Below are 18,622 nucleotides of genomic sequence, written 5' to 3' on the forward strand. Positions count from 1 at the left end.
AAATAAGTCGCAGGTTTGACCTGAATTCTAAGCTCCCAATTATTAAACCCCTTGATAAATAAGTATTTCCTCTCCCCTTTCTGCTGCAAAAAAAACCAAATATTATAGCTAATAATATTTCAAATAACAATTCTATCCCAAAAATATTTTTTCCATTATATTATTCTAGAATTAATTATTTTATTTGGAGGAACCATCATTGAAAAGACTAAGTATTGTTATAGCATCAATCCTTTTGCTCAGCCTGTTTCCGGCTGTCAGCCTGGCAGCTCCAAGCGATAAGGAAGTGGCTGAATTCCTGAAGGAAACAAATTGGTCTGAAGAAGGCTTGAATGACCACCTGGAATACTTTTGGGATATGAGTATTGAAGATTTCGAGACCATCGAAGAAATGATTGAATATCTTGGTGAGCCTATTACTGAAGAAAATCTTCAGCAGCTGCTGGCTGACTATGGTTTTGAAAATGAGGAGGAATTAACGGCACTGCTCATTGAGAATGGGGAAATGGAAGTGGCTGATGATGTTCGCGATGTTTTCAAATATATTGATGCATTGGATACAACTGTTTCTTTTTTAACCTATACAGGCACTGAAATTAACGACGAAACTCTAAAGCAGCTATTAAATGATTACGGACTTACAAAAGAGGAGCTCATTTCTCTGCTGGAGGAGAACGATGACTCACTTGAAAACTACGAATATATTGAGGATCTTGATATCATGGTTTCCATTTATCTAGACGGTGATGAAATGCCCGGTGAAGACGAAATGACTCAAATACTTGGAGACATTGATCTTACCGATGAAGAACTTGAAGCATTATTTGCACATTTTTTGACTTTGGATTTCGAGAATCCAGAATTGCTTAATAAAATGATGGACCTTGAAAGCCGGTTAATGGCATTTGGTGAATTTGACAGTGCCGACGACTTAACTGAAACAGAAATTGCTGATCTTATCAGCATTATGCAGGAAATGATGAAACTCTTCCAGCTTGATGCTGAGTTTTACCTTGTGAAAGATGGTGAAAAGATCCATTTAACAACAGCTGAAATGATAGCTTTAGAAGATACCAAAGGCTATGACCTGCTCATAGAGCTATATAATACACAAGGCCAGTTCCTGGCAGATATGATTATTACAGCTGAGATGTTCAGTTCTGAGCTAATAGAAGACACCGTGTCAGATATGAATCAGGCTGAAACAGTAATTAAAAAACAAAATCCTGATAAAGTGAAACAGGTTTCAAAGCATGTAAAAACTGTGAAAGGCGGAAAACTGCCAAACACAGCAGGAAACTATTTTGTAAGAGTTTTAGCAGGCATTGGACTTCTCCTAATAGGGATTGCCATTTTACTCAGACGGAAAGTGAAAGAGGCGTGATAAGAAAACCCACTTTAAAAGCAGTTATTGGTCTGGCTTTTATTTTGGGCGGGGTTTGGCTTGCCGCCTCAAATCTTATGCCATATATGAGTAGTCAAAAGACTACAGTCCATATAGAGTCCCCCAAAGGTAATATCAAAACAGAAGTGAAGTCCTCACAAAAAACAGAACCACATAGCCTTTACAGTGTCAGGCCAAAAGTGGGCGAAGAAATGGGCGTTTTGTCAATTCCGAAGATATCAGCGGATTTGCCAATCTTTCATGGCACAGATGAAGATGAGCTTGACAAAGGTGTTGGCCATTATGCAGGCAGCGTCCTCCCTGGAGAAGAAGACAATTCCGTCCTGTCCGGCCACCGGGATACCGTCTTTCGTAAACTTGGAGAAGTAATGAAAGGCGATCTTCTTGTCGTGAGTACTTCTGCCGGGGAATTTACCTATAAGGTGCGTAAAATCAGAATTGTCGATGCAGACGACAGAACCGTTATTGTTCCTAAACCTAGGGCAACTCTGACTGTAACCACCTGTTACCCTTTTAATTTTATTGGAGATGCACCACAGAGGTATATTCTGATTGGGGATTTAGTAAGAAACTAAAAAGCCCGCTTATTAGGCGGGCTCAGGGGGAGGCCGATTCCGGCCTTCCTTTTATCGCAGTCTAACGGGCAGTAAGACCCCACTTCAAGACTCAGAGGAATCAAAGGAGGTTAAGTGGGGGCAAACTGCCCGTAAAGGCCCGATTGGTTCAACTAACAATCAGTGGGGAAAAGGAACCCCACTGATTGAAGTTTCACTTTATTCTGTAATTGTGACTAACTTTACATCATCGAAATCGAATCGGTGATAGTGACCTTCAGTACATGTCAGTTCAACAAATCCTTCCAGATCTTTAATGCTCCCGATTACCTCGGATTTATTTTCAGCTTCAATCTCTTCTGTTACGGTAATGCCTTTTTCAAAAGTATAAATAACCTTAAACGTATTCATGTGTGAAAACTCTCCTTTCCCTATTTTTGTTCCCATCACTGCAGTGATTAAAACACAAAAATCAGTATTTCAGTTATTTTCCAATAGCCCATTTTAAACTCTTTCTATGGGAAGTTGATAGCATTAACTGTATCTGGTAAGGTAATAGCAAGAGCTAGCATTCTGCTATTCGACAGTTATCGGCTGATATCACCATGATTTCACACCTACTGACGCGTTCTAAAAATTGCTTCGACAAAATTTGATTTCTTTTCTTTGAGATGAATCTTAAAAAGGACACTTTTAGTTTACATAACAAAATTATAGTAAAAATCTAAGGTGATGAAAAAGGAGCCCACTATTAAGCGGACTCCTCTTCTCCATTATTCACCTAAATCAACATTATGATAAACACGCTGGACATCTTCCAGATCTTCAAGGGCGTCAATCAGCTTTTCAAATTGCGCCTGTGCATCAGCTTCCAGGGTGACTTCATTTTGCGGGAGCATTGTTAATTCAGCAACAGCAAACTCATTGATGCCTGCTGATTTGAATGCTTCCTGAACTGCATGAAACTGATCGGGCTCAGCATAAACAATTACCGTATCTTCTTCTTCCAGAATATCACGTGCGTCTACGTCTGCTTCCATTAGGATTTCCAGTACTTCTTCCTCTGATTTGCCTTCAATGCCGATAACAGCGGTTGAGTCGAACATATAGGAAACAGATCCGCTCACACCCATATTTCCGCCATTTTTTCCGAATGCAGCACGCACATTAGAAGCTGTACGATTTACGTTATTCGTTAATGCATCAACAATAATCATGGATCCGCTAGGCCCGAATCCTTCGTAGCGAAGCTCGTCATAGTTTTCTTCCGCTCCGCCTTTTGCTTTTTCTATTGCACGATCAATGATATTTCGTGGCACGTTATATGTTTTTGCACGCTCAAGCACAAATTTCAAGGCCTGGTTTGCTTCCGGATCAGGCTCCCCTTGCTTGGCAACCACATATATCTCAAGTGCAAACTTGGAATAAACACGGCTCGTATTTGCGTCTTTTGAGGCTTTCTTTTCTTTGATATTGTTCCATTTACGGCCCATATGTCCCACTCTCTTTCAACTTTGGATCAAGTAAGTAATAGAGTCTTCAGTATTCTGAAGATCTCTCACTAAATTATTATACATTAAGACACCTGTTTTTTTCGAGCATTGTTTCTTAATAATGACTCTTGGCTTCAAAAGAAAAAAGAGACACAAATGTGCCCCTGATCAACTCAACAGGATTCTTTCTAATACCTTTTGCACCTGATAGCCTTCTTTAAAGGATACCAATAGTGCTTTATCTCCTTTTATTGCTTTCAGGAGTTCTGCAGGAAGGCTGGTTTCCGGTTCATCAAGCTTTATAATTTCTCCGCTCTTTTCAGTGCCAGTTTGAACCAGAATACTCCAGTTCTGCATATCTAAAGTTCCTTTATCACCAAAGACTTTAAAAGACAAATGTTCTTGCTGCCCGATTCCAGCTATTCCGTTAAACACAACCGGAATTCCATCTGGCAGCGTTAATAAAGTCGAAAAACTTGTTTCACATAATCGGTCATCTTCAGGGTATTCAACAAAAGAATGGACATTATCCAATTCTCCGAAGGTATCGTGAATCATGTGAATGAAATGGGGCGCTACTTCCCTGATAAAGCCTCCCTGTTCCCTGCTTGATATCCAATCGTTCTGCTGCCATTCACGCGGCCATTGCTTAAACTGCAGGTGCAGTTCAACTTTCTTAATCTTACCCAGCTCACCATTATGTATATTATCCTTAAACAATTTAAAAGCTGGACTATATGCCATGGGAAAATTCATTGCATGTATGATCCCGGCATTCACAGCAGCTTCACACATTTCCTTGGCCTCTTCAATGGAATTGGCCAGAGGCTTCTCACAAAGAAGATGCTTGCCGCTCTTTATAATATCCATTGCGATTGTATGATGAAATTTTGGCGGAACACCTAAATAGATCAGCTTGATGGTTTCATCCTGAAGTACATTTAAATAATTGGTATGCATTGCTGCATCCGGCAGCTCAGCTTTAAATTTATCAAGTCGTTCAGCATTTCGATCACAAAGTGCTGCAATCTCAAACTCCTCATTCTGCCGAAATTGACGGAGTATTCTTTCCCCTACCGCACCCATCCCTATCAATCCAACTTTAATCTTTTCTCTCACATACTTCACCTTCTTATGAAAAATCATGTACTAAGTGAATTATAACGTTAATTGCAAATATTCAAAAGTCTAATTTATCGCAGTCTAACGGGCAGTAAGACCCCCTCTTTAAGACTCAGAGGAATCAAAGGAGGATAAATGGGGGTCAAACTGCCCGTAAAGGCCCGATTGGTTCAACTAACAATCAGTGGGGGATAAGGAACACCCCCACTGATTGAAGTTTCACTTTATCTTATAAGTTCTTAGAGTATGGACCAAAAATATACCGGCCAATAATTGGATAGAAAAATTTTGAATGGGGATAATAATTTTAATAAAACAATCAGGAGGTACCACCATTGGACCTGGATAAGGATATGCAATTTGAAATCACAAGTACATTCATGCCAAATCTTTACCGTTCCCAAACACTTAAAATTCTTGAGGTGACCCAGAACAGCGTTGTCATTCAAATGGACAGATCGAATGGACGCGGAGTTTTTCCTGCAGAAAACTTTCATTATTGGATTAAACGAGGCTCGCTTATAAAAATGAATGGCCACCATAAAAGAACCTCATAGAACACTTGGCCATTTTAATTTTTGCATCATATGGCGAGTGCCCAATTTAAATTAAAAGAGGCTGGCTCTATATCTGGAGCCAGCCCTTCTCTTATCGTTCGCATGCATAATTGTCCTTATCTCGATCATGCTTTGAGTCATATGCAGGGTGTGTAGATGGCACACCATTAGGATATACCTTTCTTAACTCTGTACAGTTTTGATAGGACTCTGAGCTTTCTGAAGAAGTTGAATTGCCGGCTGTACCGCTGCTGTCATTCGACCCGCTTTTACCGGTATTACTTGAAGAACCACTCACAGCTTCAGAATCCAGATCCCCTTTTGTCGTTCCTTCATCTCCAAGGGCCCATAACCCTTTACTGGATTCTCTTGCTTCCCTGCCGAATTTTCTGAAGTATTCACTGTATTTCACATCCGGATTGTAGGTGGATGGCTCCGCATACCCTTTTAAAACCAAATGGGCATTAAACATTTTTTCACGTATTTCATCTTCTTCCATATCATCCGCCGGGATGTCGAGCCAAACAATTCTCAACAGGCGGCCATATCGATCGGTGTCTGACACATCTTTTTGCATCCAGATTTTCTTGCCACCCAGCTCAGATTTGGTGAATTGGCTCGCTTCTTTCCCGAATTCTTCCACTCTTGTTGTTGATTCGGGAGTGTTTACTCCAATCAGGCGGACTTTCCTGCCGTCAGAGGTTTCAATTGTGTCACCGTCCACTACTCTGCCAACGGTAACTAATTCCAGGCCCAAGCTCTCTGCAGCCTGTCTTTGTTCCTGCTCCTGTTTTTGCTTTTCAGCCTCTTCCTGCTTCTGTTTTTCTTCCTGTTCTGCTTCTAGCCGTGCTTGCTCCTCAGCTTGCTTTTTCACTTCCTCTTTTTCAGCCTTTTCTTGGGCAAGCTTTTCTTCTTCAGCTTTTTTATCTGCTTCATTCTCTTCTGATTGTATCTGTTCCTTCTCAGGCTCATTTACAGTATCGGTTGCATCGGAATCTGCAGTTGCTAGAAATATGGATAAAATGAAGCCTGCTGCCATAATCCAGCCCGATTTTTTAAAATTTATTTTATATTTACGGTGCTGGTTATTTAAATATAAACCAATTAAAAAGACTGCTAACCCGATAAATGCAGCAGGAGCAGCTATGCTCATTAAAAGCATAAACACAATAACAATAGTAATAATAGTCCATCTTATAACTTTCAAACTCTTAAGTCTCCTCTTTATAAAATTCACCTAAATAAGCATACCTTTTTTCTTTCCAAATTTAAACACCAATTCACTAATGAATTGGTGTTATTAAGAATTAATTAAAATTACTGCTTCTTACCAAAAATCTCTTCCTGCAGTCTTCTGCCGGTAGGTGTTGCTGCGAGTCCTCCCTCAGCTGTTTCCCTCAGTGCTGAAGGCATGGATTGTCCGATTAGGAACATTGCATTTATGACTTCATCACATGGAATTCTGCTCGTAATTCCGGCGAGTGCCATATCCGCAGCTGTCATCGCATTGGAAGCACCCATGGCATTCCGTTTTACACATGGAACTTCTACTAGTCCGGCGACTGGGTCACATACAAGGCCCAGCATATTCTTTAATGTAATTGCCATGGCCTCAGCGGCCTGTTTTGGCGTTCCGCCTGCCATTTCTACAATGGAAGCTGCCGCCATGGCGCTTGCAGACCCCACCTCAGCCTGGCATCCTCCAGCAGCACCTGAGATGGAGGCATTGTTTGCCACAACAAAGCCAAATGCTGCGGAAGTAAACAGGAATTCGATCATTTCCATACGTGTTGGTTTGAGGACTTCTTTAACAGCGAACAAAGTACCTGGAACCACACCCGCTGAACCGGCTGTCGGTGTTGCACAGATTGTGCCCATTGCTGCATTTACTTCATTGGTTGCAACCGCTTTGCTTACAGCATCCAATAAAATATTTCCAGATAAAGCCTTTCCGCTCTGAATGTACTTTTGCAGAAGAACTGCATCGCCGCCTGTGAGTCCTGTTACAGATGTTACCCCTTTCAGTCCCCTCTCAACTGCCTGTTCCATGACAGTCAGGTTGCGGTCCATTTTGGCAATAATTTCATCACGTGTTAATCCGGTTACTTCTATCTCCTGCTGAATCATGATTTCGGCTATTTTTACACCTTTATTTTCAGCGAGCTCTATAAGCTCAGCAACATTTCTAAATAACATTAGTCTTTCCCTCCTGATGACCAGCTAACTATTAGTCAACCATTCTAATAATTTGTGTTATATTCGGAAGCCCTTCAAGCTCCGTCATTACCTCCTGGCCGATCTTCTGATCCACTTCTATGACCATGATGGCCATTTTTCCTTTTTCCTTGCGTGAAACTTCCATATGGCCGATGTTGATCTGGTGCTTGGATAAAATATTCGTTACAGCGGAGATAACTCCAAACTGATCGTTATGAACAACTAAAATGGCAGGATGTTCACCGGATAATTTAAGTTCAAAGGAATTCAGTTCAGTTATTTCAATGGTTCCGCCGCCGATGGATATTCCCACAAGTTCGATTTCACGGTCTCCTTCAGTAAGCTTGACTCTTACAGTATTAGGATGGTCGGTTACGGTATCTTCAACTGTAAAAATGACTTCAATCCCTGCATCTTTAGCTAATTGCAGGGCGGAAGGGATGCGCTCGTCAAAGGTATCAAAGTCAAGGATACCGCCGACAATTGCCACATCCGTGCCATGTCCTTTATAGGTTTTTGCAAAAGAACCATATAAGGAAATCTCTGCTTTGGACGGCTGTTTTCCAAAAAGAGTCCGGGCAACACGTCCAATACGTGCGGCTCCAGCTGTATGAGAGCTTGATGGGCCGATCATAACCGGGCCGATAATATCAAATGCTGATCTGTATTTCATTTTGTATGCCCCTTTACTTTTAAGGTATATAAATGGAAATGGATATAGCTGTTTTGCTAACAGCATCTATTTTAATAACTCGTCTTATTTATGCTCCAGGGCTGCCTTCCGGCTGGAGCTCATTTATCGTTCTGATTTTCTGAAGGTAATTATAAATAGTGAATTTTGAAACCCCCAGAACAGATGCGACATAATCAGTTGCTCCTTTAATGAGGAATGTCCCTTTGTCTTCAAGCTGGCGTACACACTCAACTTTTTCTTCAAGCGTCATCAATGAAGGTGCCTTCTTAAATCCCTGAAGAACCTGATCTACCATCTCGTGAATAACATCCTGCACAGAATTAAAAAAGGTTTCCGATTTAGACGAATGTTCATCAAAGCTGATAAATTGTTCAATTTCTCCTCCGAATTGCATGAGCAGACTTATATCATAATTTAGGCATAGTGCGCCGATTACTTTATTTTCATCATCCCGGAGAAAAATCGTAGATGATTTCATGACATTTCCTTTTTTGGACTGTGTTTTATAATTCGCAATATCATTTACATCATTTTTATGTTTGGCTAATTCATTCAATACAAGGTCGGTGATGGGTGAGCCGATCTTTCTTTCTGTTATATCTCCTGCTATATGGATAAGCGATTTTTTTAAGTCGCTGAAATCGTGCACGGCCACTTCACAGCGGGAACCAAACATTCGCACAAGCATATCTGCAGTCCGGATCGCCAAATCAAAAACAGGTCTATGGCATTCCTTCAACTTTGTCACTTCCTTTTATGAAATCGCTTTCAATATTATACTAATCTATATTTCTCTTCAAATTCATAATAACATAAAAACAAAAGAGTTAAAATAAAATTTTAATAGCTACAAAAAAATTGTAATGCACATAAAAAATTGCCGCATAAGTCAGATGCGGCAATTCAACATTATACATTCTTTAATACAAGGTAAAGCCTGCTGACACGCTCTGTTTGCTCTTCTTCAGAAGCAAGATCAAATTTTTTCAGCAGATGGAAGACCTCATTTAAAATATCCTGGGTATGTTCCTGCTGGAAAAATGACTGAAACAGCGGGTTCATATCTTCCGGGAGGAAACCTCTCTGCTGTTCAAATTTCTTTTGAACATCTTCCGGAGTATGATCCAATTTACATTCGCTCATTAAAAAAACCTCCTGTATGAACTGTAAACTTGTTTTTCGTTAGTATTAATCACTATTCTATTTTACCTTCTACAGTCCTATTAAAACATATACCTCTTCTGCATCGTTTCTTCAAACATTTCGACTATAATAGAAGTAATTGATTTGAAATGAGTGAGTTCTTTGAAAAAACTTTCTATGAAGCTCGGTCTGCTGTTCCTTCTGATCCTCTTTGGCCTTGAAACAACTATGTTCTTCTTTTTACATAGTACACTTGTTGAATCGCGTGTGGAAGAAGAGCTCATAGCCTTGCAGACACGCGGCAATTCACACCGTGCTATACTCGAAAAACATTTTGATAAAAATACCATTTCCCATGTAGCTCTGATGGAATCTGAAGCCACTACAGATGTAGTTATTACAAATTCTGCCAACGAGATACTTGGTGCTTCTGTTGATAGCAGTTTGATCCAAAGGTACATAGAAAAGCCGATGACATCTTCTGTAAGGGAGGGCAAAACCATCGGGGACAATTGGAAAGAAGAAGATTATATTTCTACTGTCAGCCCGATCGAACAGGATGGAGTGCTGATTGGCCATGTATATATGTTTCAGGATACAGCCTGGATTAAATCGTTAATTTCTCGCTTAAATGAACAATTTTTAATCGCCGGGTTCATTGCGGTCATTTTTACCATTACGATCATCATCTTTTTATCAAAGGCCCTGGCGAAACCCCTGATTAAAATGAAGGAAGCTACCGCACAAATAAGCAGCGGTGATTTTTCAGTTTCCCTTCCTATAACCGGTGACGATGAACTTGGGGATTTAGCACGTTCCATCCAGTTATTGGCTGGCGACCTGAATTATCTCAGAGAAGAACGCAGTGAATTTTTATCCAGTATTTCCCACGAACTTCGCACTCCTCTTACTTATATAAAGGGGTATGCGGATATCGTTCAGAAGCGGAACCTGAGCCCGGAAGAGAGAAATCAGTATTTATCGATTATCCTGGAGGAAACCAACAGGCTTTCAGATATGGTTAAAAATCTTTTCGATTTGGCAAAGATCGATAAAAATACCTTTGATATTATAAAAAAACCAATAGACTTGAAGGAATTAATGAATAAAATTGAAACAAAATTTTCTCCGGCTTTCGCTGAAAAAGGCATGCAGCTATCTGTCAGCTGCCGTGAATCAATCATCCTTTCTGCGGATGGATCAAGGCTGGAGCAAATCATATTTAATCTTCTGGATAACGCGATTAAATATTCCTCAGATGGAGATAAAACAACAGTAGAGGTAAGCAGGACTAAAAAACATGTCATCATCAGAATAAATGATTCCGGAAGAGGAATCTCTGAAGAGGAACTGCCCTTTATCTTTAATCGTTTTTACCGGGTGGATAAATCACGTGCAAGAGCTCTTGGGGGTACAGGCCTTGGACTCGCCATTGTGAAAGAACTTGTCCATGCCCATGGAGGGACTATTTCTGTCTTCAGCAGAGAAGGTGAAGGAACAGAATTTGAAATTGTTTTTAAGGGAGAAACGGAAAGATGAAAACAATACTTTTGGTTGACGATGAAACTAGAATGCTTGATCTAATTTCTCTATACTTAGCGCCCCGCGGCTACAATTGCATAAAATTGACTTCAGGTTCAGATGCCTTGCTTTACTTGGAAACCCATTCTGCAGATCTGGTCCTTTTAGATGTCATGATGCCTGAAATGGATGGATGGAGTGTATGCAAGGAAATTAAAAAATATTGGGATATTCCTATCATCATGCTTACTGCCAAAAGCGAAAAGCCGGACATTGTAAAAGGATTGAACATTGGAGCAGATGATTATATTTTGAAGCCGTTCGATGAAGAGGAATTATCTGCAAGGATTGAAGCGGTTTTAAGAAGAAGCAAAAAAGATGGAAAAACCAAAACCTTTAAAGGGCTGGAACTTAAAGAAGATTCTTTTGAGCTTTCCTATAAAAATAAGGAAATTCTGTTAACTCCAAAAGAGTTTTCAATGTTAAGCCTTTTCCTCTCAAACTTGAACAGAGTATTTTCACGTGAGCATTTAATAGGCTCTGTTTGGGGTTATGGAGTGTCAATCGAAGATCGCACCATTGATTCGCATGTAAGAAATTTACGTGAAAAATTAAGGAAAGCCGGGTTTCCTGCAGATGAGTATCTGACGACTGTCTGGGGTTTAGGCTATAAATGGGCCGGAAAGGATTAATAGATGTTTTCTGATATCATCGAATCGCTTTCAGATGAACCGATATTGGCGGCTTTATTTAGTATATTCATGAACATTGCTGCAGCAATAACTGGATTCCTCCCAAGTGCCTTTATTACGGCTGGAACAGTTGCCGCTTGTGATTTAAAAGTGGGTCTAGTCATTTTGATCATCGGAGAAGCAGCCGGAGCAATTATAAGTTTTAAACTTTATCGCAAAGGGATCACCAAGCTTACTTCCTCTTTTCCTCAGCTTAAGAATAACCAATTTTTTTCTAAGCTTCAGAGTGCGGAAGGTCCAGATGCGTTTTTCATGGTTGTTTTGCTGAGGGTCTTGCCTTTTGTCCCATCAGGTGCAGTCACACTGGCAGCTGCATACAGCAAAATGAGGCTTCTGTCCTTTGGCATTGCCAGCACGATCGGTAAAGTACCTGCACTGTTCATGGAAGCCTTTGCGGTTTCACATATACTAAAATTTGAAAGGGAGCTGCAAATTGCCATTTTCCTATTAGTTGCGTTCTTCTTTTTAATTTACTATTTATATAAAAATTATAAATTAAGTTAAAGAGCTTATCATCGTCAGATAAGCTCCTTAACTTTCTATATTATTCAGCAGGAGAAAGCTCGTTTTCTGTTACCCACATGTGATTTTTTACTTCCTGCCCGTCAGCTGTAGTAAAGTCAACCATATAGACAGTTGTTTCCTTCACAGAATCGATTTCGGCAGTTGCTCCTTCCATTCCCTTCATGTGACTTGCATTCAATGTTACCTCGTCACCTTCTTTAAATGGTTCCTCACCTGCATCTGCAATCTCCTCGTGAACTACCCATTTATGGTTTTCAACTTTTTTACCGCCAGTGGTTGGTGTATAAGATACCGTATATACGATTGTATTATATGCACCTGCAATGGTTGCTTCCGCTCCCTCCATTCCCTCCATATGTCCTTCTGTTATAAAGGCCTTGCTCCCAACTTCATATTTAGGGTTTTCAGCTTCCTTTATTCCTTCTGGAACATCTCCGGATCCAGAATGATCCATGTCTGAATGGTCTCCTGAATGGCCGCTGCTTTCTTTATTCGTTATGCTCTCTTCCTTGCTGGTACCTTCCTGTCCAGTATCCCCGTCATTTCCGCCGCAGGCAGTTAGAGTTAGCGCGGCAGCCAGAGAAACAAACCAAATGGCGAATTTTTTTCTTGATAACATATTCAATTCCTCCTTTTCTTCATGAAGTTAGTATGGCAATAAATTGTGCAGAAATTATGAAACAGGTATGGAAAATTCTAAATTAATACTCCCCTGGCAGGAAAATATGTACAACCTTCATAATCAAATATTGTAAATAACCTGGATTAAAAACAGACACCCTTCTGGATGTCTGTTTTGTCTGCTAATTTAAGCAGCCATTTTACGGCATTCTTCCGCACACTTAAAGCAAGCTTCAGCACAGCGCTGGCAGTGAGAGTGGTCATGTTTTTTGCACTCATTTCCGCACGCTTCACATATGTCTGCACATAGAGTGCAAATTTGTCTGGCAAAAGGGCTGTTAGACTGCATTGACTTAGCTGCAAAGGCACAGATATCCGCACACTCTCTGTCCGACCGAATACAATCTGCCATCATTTGAACATCTTCTTCCCCTAAGCAAGCGTCATAGCATACATTACAGGCTTCCATGCACTCTATACAAGCCTGAATACATTCTTTATAAGATTGGGTGTACATTATATCCATCCTTTCTATAAACTCTTTACAAAGATACTCTACCCCTCCATTTCGGTAGTAAACTGCCAATATCGGACATAAAAAGAGCAGAGAGTTATCTCTCCGCTCCTAAAATGTTACTTCTGTATACCCGGCCCATTTCTTTCCTCTTTAAATGGCAGCTCTTTCTTTACATATGAGTAATCATTCCGGTTGATTGGAACAAATCCTTCCGGCTTATAAAATCGCAGGAGGTCTTTGTAAACAATGTTATCTGACATTTCCAGTTCTTTTTTCGCCTGATCGGAAAGTGACTTACATGCATTAGCCTCAGCTATTTCTCCGGATTCCGTATAATAGCAGGTTTCTTCAATTTGGGTATATGCCGGTGAAATAAAGTTGCCGTTTCGGAATGGGACAACTTCACGGTGTTTTTCTGATAAAAGATCTGATCCCATTTCAAGGTGATTCTTTGTATCAATGCCCAACAGGTGAAGTAATGTCGGTCGCACATCTACCTGTCCGCCGACATTGTGGACAATGCCGCCATCCACTCCAGGTACATGTATGAACACTGGCACTCTTTGAAGCTTGGCATATTGGAATGGCGTAATTTCTTTTCCGATCACCTTAGCCATTGCCACATTATGATTTTCGGAAATCCCGTAGTGATCGCCATACAGAACAACTACTGTATGATCATACAATCCGGAATCCTTTAAATCGTTAAAAAACTGCTCGAGTGCCTGGTCCATATAGTTCGCTGACTGAAAATAATGATTCACCACATCATTATCTGTTTCTCCTGCAGGAAATTCAGTATCCCACTCATCCATTTTAAAGGGGAAGTGATTAGAAAGAGTAATGAATTTTGTATAAAACGGCTGTGGAAGACTGGTCAGCATCGGCATGGATTCCTTAAAAAACGGCTTATCTTTTAAACCATAGTTTTTCGTGTTTTCATCGTTCATATCGTAATACTCGGCATCAAAAAACTTATCATATCCCATGGTTTTATACATTTCGTTACGATTCCAGAATGTCTTGTAGTTTCCATGGAAAGTTGCTGAAGTATAGCCATGCGGCTTTAAAATAGCAGGTGTGCCATGGAATGTATTTTGAGCTTTCGTTACATAAACAGCTCCCTGTGACATGGGATATAGTGATGTATCCATCATAAACTCAGCATCGGAAGTCTTTCCCTGTCCGGTTTGGTTGACTATGTTATCAAAGTAGAATGTCTTGCTGCTATGTGCAAGTGAATTCAGGAATGGGGTAACTTCTTTACCATTTAGCTTGTAGTCTATAATAAAAGTCTGAAGTGATTCCATGGATACATAAATAACATTCATGCCCTTGGCTTTTCCGAAGTATTTAGGGTTCGGAGGTGCATATTTTGCTTTAACATAGTTCTCTACTTCAGTCACATCGTTCGTATCCGCAAGAGCTCGCTGGCTGGCAGACTTGGCGTTTTGGACCATATCATAAATCGTGAAATTGTATGCTCCAAGGTATTTCACCAAATAATTGCGGTCGAAGGAACGTGTAAGCAGCTCAGGACGGTCTTTCTCGGCGATTTCAAGATTGATGAAGAAGACAATAATCCCTGCAGCCATAACAGCCAACGCCGGTTTTCGGCTAATTTTCTTTCCAGGTTTGTACCATTTCCTAACTGCCAGGAAAAGAAGCAGAATGGTGTCTGTAAAATAAAAAATATCCCACGGAGACATTAACGATAGTGCGCTATCTCCGAGCTGCCCCCCATTTACTTTTGCCTGCATGAGAACAGGAACAGTGATAAAGTCGTTAAAGAATCGATAATAAACAACATTTGCATAAAGCAGGAAGGATAAGAATAAATTCAAGCCAATTAGCATGCCGGATTGCCATTTCCCTTTAAAAAACAAAGCGAATCCCAGGAATACCAGTGTAGAACTTAACGGATTCAAAAACAGAAGAAATCGCTGTATGTCATTATTAATCCCTAAATTAAATTCAATGCGATAGGCTACATACGTTTTCAGCCAAAAAAGGATAACAGTCAGAAAGAATACAGCAAGACTTCTTTTCGGCAATTTGTCAGGCGATTTGAATAACTTTCTCATTAGTGTGGTTTCACCTCTTAAATTGTACACATGCGAAAAACTTAGCAGCGGCTAAGTTTTTATTATGTAAAAATTTTGTAGCTGCATTAATAAATGGTGAACGAATGTAAAATAATATAGCACAATTTCAAATCAATGAAAACGGATATCTCCTTTATATCTTTCGCCTTTTTCCTGCAAAAACCAACAATTTTCAATAAAATTACCTGTTACTCAATATATTTTAATGGTAAAATGAATTTTCCCTTCATAATTTCAATGCTGAAGGAGTATTGATGTTCAAAAGGGCCAAGCTAAAATTAAACATAGTTGGATTGGAGAGTCTTCATGAAAGAACGTCTATTATTTTTTGTTATTGGGATGCTGATCCTGACAATGGGTGTAGCCCTGATTATCAGATCAAACCTCGGAGCTTCTGCATGGGATGCCCTGGCTGTTGGTGAGTCACAAATGTTTAACTTAACAGTTGGCACCTTTGTTTTTATAAATGGAATCGTGCTCATTTTTATAAATGCCTTTCTAATGAAAAAAAAGCCTGAAGTCCTTGCAGCCATTTCCATTCTGATTATTGGCGCACTGATTGACTTTTGGCTTCTCATCATTTTTGGTGACCTTTCACCTCAGACATTGGCGATGCAATCAATTCTATTGTTCCTTGGAATCCTTTCGATGGGAATGGGAGTTGCCATCTATCTTCAGGCTAAATTTCCGGCAAGCCCGATGGATACATTAATGGTAGCCATTCACTCAAGATTCGGATTAAACTTAAGGAATTCAAGGATCATCAGTGAAAGCTTTGCTTTGCTGCTTGCGTTTTTATTCAGAGGTGCAATCGGAGTGGGCACAATCGTGGTAACATTGACACTTGGACTTGTAGTACAATTCTTTTATCCGGTTTTCGAAAGAGCGCTCGGAAAAATGCAGGCCCCGAAAGGTCCTGTCATAACTAAATAATAAGCTTACATCCTGCTCTTTGAGCAGGATGTTTTTACCTTCTTAATACTTTAAAATCTCTCCATTCATTTGGCAGCAGGGCCAGATATTTAGCCTGCACATACCTGTCATCCATTAAAACAATCATTCCTGTATCGTTCTCAGAGCGGATCAATCTGCCCCCTGCTTGCAAAACCTTGTTCATTCCGGGATAAGTATAGGCATAATCATAGCCGTTTTTTCCCTGCTGATTAAAATATGCTTTCATAATGTTGCGTTCAAACCCTAACTGTGGAAGCCCTACACCCACCACGAAAACACCGTTCAGCCGATCTCCCTGCAAATCAATTCCCTCTGAAAAAATCCCGCCCATGACGGCGAAACCCAACAGAGTACCAGAAGGATTTGGCTGAAATGCATCCAAAAACTCTTCCCTCTCCCCTTCATCCATTCCAGTTTTTTGAATAATTGTATGTACCGGCAGTTCCTCATCGAGCAATCGACGATAGACATCCTCCATATATTGATAGGATGGAAAGAAGATCAAGTAATTCCCCTTCTGTTCCTTTAACATGCTCTTAATAGTACTGACGATAGGTCTGATAGACCCTTCCCGGTCGCGATATCTTGTTGAAATCGGCTGAATGTAAACCTTAGCCTGATCTTTTGAGAAAGGAGAAGGAACGGATAAAATAAAATCTTCCTCTTGAAAGCCAAGCATATCCAAATAATAATTAAGAGGCATTAAAGTAGCAGAAAAAAAGATTGATGATTTATATCCTTTTCTGGCCTTGTGCAGAAGATTCGATGGATCGAGGCAAAATAGCTTGATGTTCAGATTATTTCTCTGCTTTTGAATATACGTTACAAACCTTTCATCATACAGTTTGCCTATTCTTACGAAGTTCTGCGCAGCGAAAAATACTTCCAGCAATTCTTCTTCCGTATTGTTTCTGTCTTGCCCCAGATAGTCTTCGGCATATTGAACAAATTCCTCAAGAACTTCAAACAGTTCTTCAGGGGGATTTTCTTCTGCGATTTCCTGATTTTCACCACAATTCTTTTTTAATGCAATAAAAATTCCATTAATCTGTTTTGCACTTTTTTGTATCCCTTCATCCTTCCCCTTAAAGCTTCTGCTCAATTGAAGAAAGGCTGATTTCTCAAGCGCGCTTGAATACATCTCCCTTCCGCGGTCCACAAGGTTATGTGCTTCATCGATCAGGAGCGACGTTTTCTTTTTCTCCTCTTCCAGCAATCGCTTCAGCGAGACCTTCGGATCGAAAATATAATTGTAATCCCCAATTATAATGTCAGCTGCATATGCAGCATCCAATGAAAACTCAAAAGGGCATACTTTATGCTTCAATGCATATTTTTCAATTGTCGATCTGGTTATCATGTTCTCATTTTTCAGGAGGTCAAGTATTGCATTATTGATCCTGTCGTAATATCCATTGGCAAACTCGCAGCTGTCTTTGTGGCATTTGGTTTCTTCCTTAAAGCAAATTTTGTCCTTGGCCGTTATTGTGACCGATTTAAGATTCAATCCTTTATCCCTCATCAGGCTAATGGCCCCTTCTGCTGCCTGACGGGTTATGGTTTTAGCCGTGGCATAGATAATCCTCTGAATATGTCCTTCCCCGATGGCTTTTAATGCTGGAAAAAGGGTGGAAATGGATTTGCCGATGCCCGTAGGTGCGCTGGCAAATAAGTTTTTCCCTTCAGCAATGGTTTTGTATACTGCCCCTGCAAGTTTCCTCTGGCCATTTCGATAAGCCGGAAAGGGAAAAGTCAATTCCTGAAGACCTTTTATTAAATCCTTTTGATGTCGAACCCTTAATTCTGCGTAGGGAGAATACGATTCGAGAAGATGCACTATAAATTCTTCCAGTTCGCCAAAAGAATAACTGTGCTGAAATCTTTTCACTTCATCTGTTTTAGCATGTACATATGTTAATTGAACTGCCATTTTTGAAATATTATGGTCTTTCGCATACATGAAAGCATAGCATTTAGCCTGAGCCCAATGAACAGGATAGGCAAATTTATCAATTTGTGAAAGTGGGATAGATACCGACTTAATCTCATCAATAATCCGTTCTCCATTTTTGATGATAAGCCCGTCACATCTTCCTTCAAGCTGAAAGTCAAGGTGATTGAAAGGTAATCCAGCATGCAGATACACTTCTTTTTGATCTTCTTCCCCATAAAGCTTTTGAATTCTCTGATGAATTCTTGTTCCTTCTGTAAGCGGCACTGCAGAACGGAAGCCTGTTTCAATGCTGCCGCTCTTATATACATATTCAACCAGCGATCTTACTGATATTTTTATCTTATCATTCATTGAAACGGCCCCTTAATTTACTATTCACCTATTATAGCACATACGTTCTTCCCATAAGAAAGATTTGCAAAAGAAGGAAATAACCATATAAAATTTAAGAAGAAAGAAAATGAGAGGAGTGTGAATGGAACTGTTCG

Annotated in this window: 19 protein-coding genes; 7 read left to right on the forward strand and 12 right to left on the reverse strand. The window is 40.1% G+C overall.

Annotation, left to right across the window (positions count from 1 at the left end; all coding sequences use genetic code 11):
- Positions 1–199: 199 nt before the first annotated feature.
- Both LLY41_RS13470 and LLY41_RS13475 read left to right on the forward strand, forming a co-directional pair.
- Entirely contained in the window at positions 200–1,384 is a 1,185-nt protein-coding gene (locus LLY41_RS13470; RefSeq protein ID WP_304585609.1) for a processed acidic surface protein, read from the forward strand.
- Entirely contained in the window at positions 1,381–1,980 is a 600-nt protein-coding gene (locus tag LLY41_RS13475; protein WP_304585610.1) for a class D sortase, read from the forward strand. The genes LLY41_RS13470 and LLY41_RS13475 overlap by 4 nt, the downstream gene beginning before the upstream one ends.
- 198 nt (positions 1,981–2,178) lie before the next feature.
- Here LLY41_RS13475 and LLY41_RS13480 read toward each other — a convergent pair whose 3' ends face one another.
- The 3 genes from LLY41_RS13480 to LLY41_RS13490 form a co-directional block, all read right to left on the reverse strand.
- Entirely contained in the window at positions 2,179–2,370 is a 192-nt protein-coding gene (locus LLY41_RS13480) for a hypothetical protein (RefSeq protein WP_304585611.1), read from the reverse strand.
- Positions 2,371–2,732: 362 nt separating this feature from the next.
- The gene (locus LLY41_RS13485) at positions 2,733–3,452 is read right to left on the reverse strand and encodes a YebC/PmpR family DNA-binding transcriptional regulator (RefSeq protein WP_304585612.1); all 720 of its coding nucleotides are present in this window, start codon (positions 3,450–3,452) and stop codon (positions 2,733–2,735) included.
- A 168-nt stretch (positions 3,453–3,620) separates the two neighbouring features.
- Complete coding sequence (locus LLY41_RS13490; RefSeq protein ID WP_304585613.1) at positions 3,621–4,571, reverse strand: Gfo/Idh/MocA family protein; 951 nt, start codon at positions 4,569–4,571, stop codon at positions 3,621–3,623.
- Positions 4,572–4,909: 338 nt separating this feature from the next.
- Between LLY41_RS13490 and LLY41_RS13495 the strand changes: the two genes are divergently transcribed.
- Entirely contained in the window at positions 4,910–5,131 is a 222-nt protein-coding gene (locus tag LLY41_RS13495; protein ID WP_095242606.1) for a hypothetical protein, read from the forward strand.
- A 91-nt stretch (positions 5,132–5,222) separates the two neighbouring features.
- Here LLY41_RS13495 and LLY41_RS13500 read toward each other — a convergent pair whose 3' ends face one another.
- From LLY41_RS13500 to LLY41_RS13520, 5 genes are all read right to left on the reverse strand, one after another.
- A complete protein-coding gene (locus tag LLY41_RS13500) occupies positions 5,223–6,338 on the reverse strand; it encodes a thermonuclease family protein (protein WP_095242605.1) in 1,116 nt (371 codons plus the stop codon).
- Positions 6,339–6,448: 110 nt separating this feature from the next.
- A complete protein-coding gene (gene sdaAA / locus LLY41_RS13505) occupies positions 6,449–7,327 on the reverse strand; it encodes an L-serine ammonia-lyase, iron-sulfur-dependent, subunit alpha (protein WP_095242604.1) in 879 nt (292 codons plus the stop codon).
- Positions 7,328–7,358: 31 nt separating this feature from the next.
- The gene (gene sdaAB / locus LLY41_RS13510) at positions 7,359–8,021 is read right to left on the reverse strand and encodes an L-serine ammonia-lyase, iron-sulfur-dependent subunit beta (RefSeq protein ID WP_095242603.1); all 663 of its coding nucleotides are present in this window, start codon (positions 8,019–8,021) and stop codon (positions 7,359–7,361) included.
- Positions 8,022–8,109: 88 nt separating this feature from the next.
- Positions 8,110–8,781, reverse strand: a complete 672-nt coding sequence (locus tag LLY41_RS13515; RefSeq protein WP_286136820.1) for a helix-turn-helix transcriptional regulator — start codon at positions 8,779–8,781, stop codon at positions 8,110–8,112.
- A 170-nt stretch (positions 8,782–8,951) separates the two neighbouring features.
- The gene (locus LLY41_RS13520) at positions 8,952–9,185 is read right to left on the reverse strand and encodes a hypothetical protein (RefSeq protein ID WP_304585614.1); all 234 of its coding nucleotides are present in this window, start codon (positions 9,183–9,185) and stop codon (positions 8,952–8,954) included.
- Positions 9,186–9,347: 162 nt separating this feature from the next.
- Between LLY41_RS13520 and LLY41_RS13525 the strand changes: the two genes are divergently transcribed.
- Genes LLY41_RS13525 through LLY41_RS13535 form a run of 3 tightly spaced genes read left to right on the forward strand, consistent with a single transcriptional unit; the run spans position 9,348 to position 11,962 of the window.
- Positions 9,348–10,724, forward strand: a complete 1,377-nt coding sequence (locus tag LLY41_RS13525; protein ID WP_304585615.1) for a HAMP domain-containing sensor histidine kinase — start codon at positions 9,348–9,350, stop codon at positions 10,722–10,724.
- A complete protein-coding gene (locus tag LLY41_RS13530) occupies positions 10,721–11,398 on the forward strand; it encodes a response regulator transcription factor (RefSeq protein ID WP_076256257.1) in 678 nt (225 codons plus the stop codon). Before LLY41_RS13525 ends, LLY41_RS13530 begins: the two co-directional genes overlap by 4 nt.
- A 3-nt stretch (positions 11,399–11,401) precedes the next feature.
- Positions 11,402–11,962 carry a TVP38/TMEM64 family protein gene (locus tag LLY41_RS13535; protein ID WP_304585616.1) on the forward strand — a complete coding sequence of 187 codons (561 nt, stop codon included), beginning with the start codon at positions 11,402–11,404 and terminating at the stop codon, positions 11,960–11,962.
- Between the two features lie 40 nt (positions 11,963–12,002).
- Here the strand turns inward: LLY41_RS13535 and LLY41_RS13540 are convergent, their stop codons facing one another.
- From LLY41_RS13540 to LLY41_RS13550, 3 genes are all read right to left on the reverse strand, one after another.
- On the reverse strand, positions 12,003–12,602 hold the full coding sequence (locus LLY41_RS13540) for a YdhK family protein (RefSeq protein ID WP_304585617.1): 600 nt from the start codon (positions 12,600–12,602) through the stop codon (positions 12,003–12,005).
- Positions 12,603–12,791: 189 nt separating this feature from the next.
- Positions 12,792–13,121 (reverse strand): four-helix bundle copper-binding protein, encoded by a 330-nt coding sequence (locus LLY41_RS13545; RefSeq protein ID WP_304585618.1) that lies wholly within the window; start codon positions 13,119–13,121, stop codon positions 12,792–12,794.
- A gap of 116 nt (positions 13,122–13,237) precedes the next feature.
- Complete coding sequence (locus LLY41_RS13550) at positions 13,238–15,205, reverse strand: lipoteichoic acid synthase (protein WP_304585619.1); 1,968 nt, start codon at positions 15,203–15,205, stop codon at positions 13,238–13,240.
- A gap of 327 nt (positions 15,206–15,532) precedes the next feature.
- On the opposite strand from LLY41_RS13550, the gene LLY41_RS13555 reads away from it, so the two are divergent.
- Entirely contained in the window at positions 15,533–16,159 is a 627-nt protein-coding gene (locus LLY41_RS13555; protein WP_095242597.1) for a YczE/YyaS/YitT family protein, read from the forward strand.
- Between the two features lie 34 nt (positions 16,160–16,193).
- Here LLY41_RS13555 and LLY41_RS13560 read toward each other — a convergent pair whose 3' ends face one another.
- Positions 16,194–18,485 carry an ATP-dependent DNA helicase gene (locus LLY41_RS13560; protein ID WP_304585620.1) on the reverse strand — a complete coding sequence of 764 codons (2,292 nt, stop codon included), beginning with the start codon at positions 18,483–18,485 and terminating at the stop codon, positions 16,194–16,196.
- Positions 18,486–18,622: the final 137 nt, after the last annotated feature.

Origin of the sequence: Cytobacillus firmus (genome assembly GCF_023612095.1) — a bacterium.
Classification (GTDB): domain Bacteria; phylum Bacillota; class Bacilli; order Bacillales; family Cytobacillaceae; genus Cytobacillus.

What these genes read in the sequence shown, in the direction of transcription:
- LLY41_RS13480 (WP_304585611.1), bottom strand. Translation starts at nt 2,370, where the DNA reads ATGAATACGTTTAAGGTTATTTATACTTTTGAAAAAGGCATTACCGTA.
- LLY41_RS13485 (WP_304585612.1), bottom strand. Translation starts at nt 3,452, where the DNA reads ATGGGCCGTAAATGGAACAATATCAAAGAAAAGAAAGCCTCAAAAGAC.
- sdaAA (WP_095242604.1), bottom strand. Translation starts at nt 7,327, where the DNA reads ATGTTATTTAGAAATGTTGCTGAGCTTATAGAGCTCGCTGAAAATAAA.
- sdaAB (WP_095242603.1), bottom strand. Translation starts at nt 8,021, where the DNA reads ATGAAATACAGATCAGCATTTGATATTATCGGCCCGGTTATGATCGGC.
- LLY41_RS13520 (WP_304585614.1), bottom strand. Translation starts at nt 9,185, where the DNA reads ATGAGCGAATGTAAATTGGATCATACTCCGGAAGATGTTCAAAAGAAA.
- LLY41_RS13530 (WP_076256257.1), top strand. Translation starts at nt 10,721, where the DNA reads ATGAAAACAATACTTTTGGTTGACGATGAAACTAGAATGCTTGATCTA.
- LLY41_RS13535 (WP_304585616.1), top strand. Translation starts at nt 11,402, where the DNA reads ATGTTTTCTGATATCATCGAATCGCTTTCAGATGAACCGATATTGGCG.
- LLY41_RS13540 (WP_304585617.1), bottom strand. Translation starts at nt 12,602, where the DNA reads ATGTTATCAAGAAAAAAATTCGCCATTTGGTTTGTTTCTCTGGCTGCC.
- LLY41_RS13545 (WP_304585618.1), bottom strand. Translation starts at nt 13,121, where the DNA reads ATGTACACCCAATCTTATAAAGAATGTATTCAGGCTTGTATAGAGTGC.
- LLY41_RS13550 (WP_304585619.1), bottom strand. Translation starts at nt 15,205, where the DNA reads ATGAGAAAGTTATTCAAATCGCCTGACAAATTGCCGAAAAGAAGTCTT.
- LLY41_RS13555 (WP_095242597.1), top strand. Translation starts at nt 15,533, where the DNA reads ATGAAAGAACGTCTATTATTTTTTGTTATTGGGATGCTGATCCTGACA.
- LLY41_RS13560 (WP_304585620.1), bottom strand. Translation starts at nt 18,485, where the DNA reads ATGAATGATAAGATAAAAATATCAGTAAGATCGCTGGTTGAATATGTA.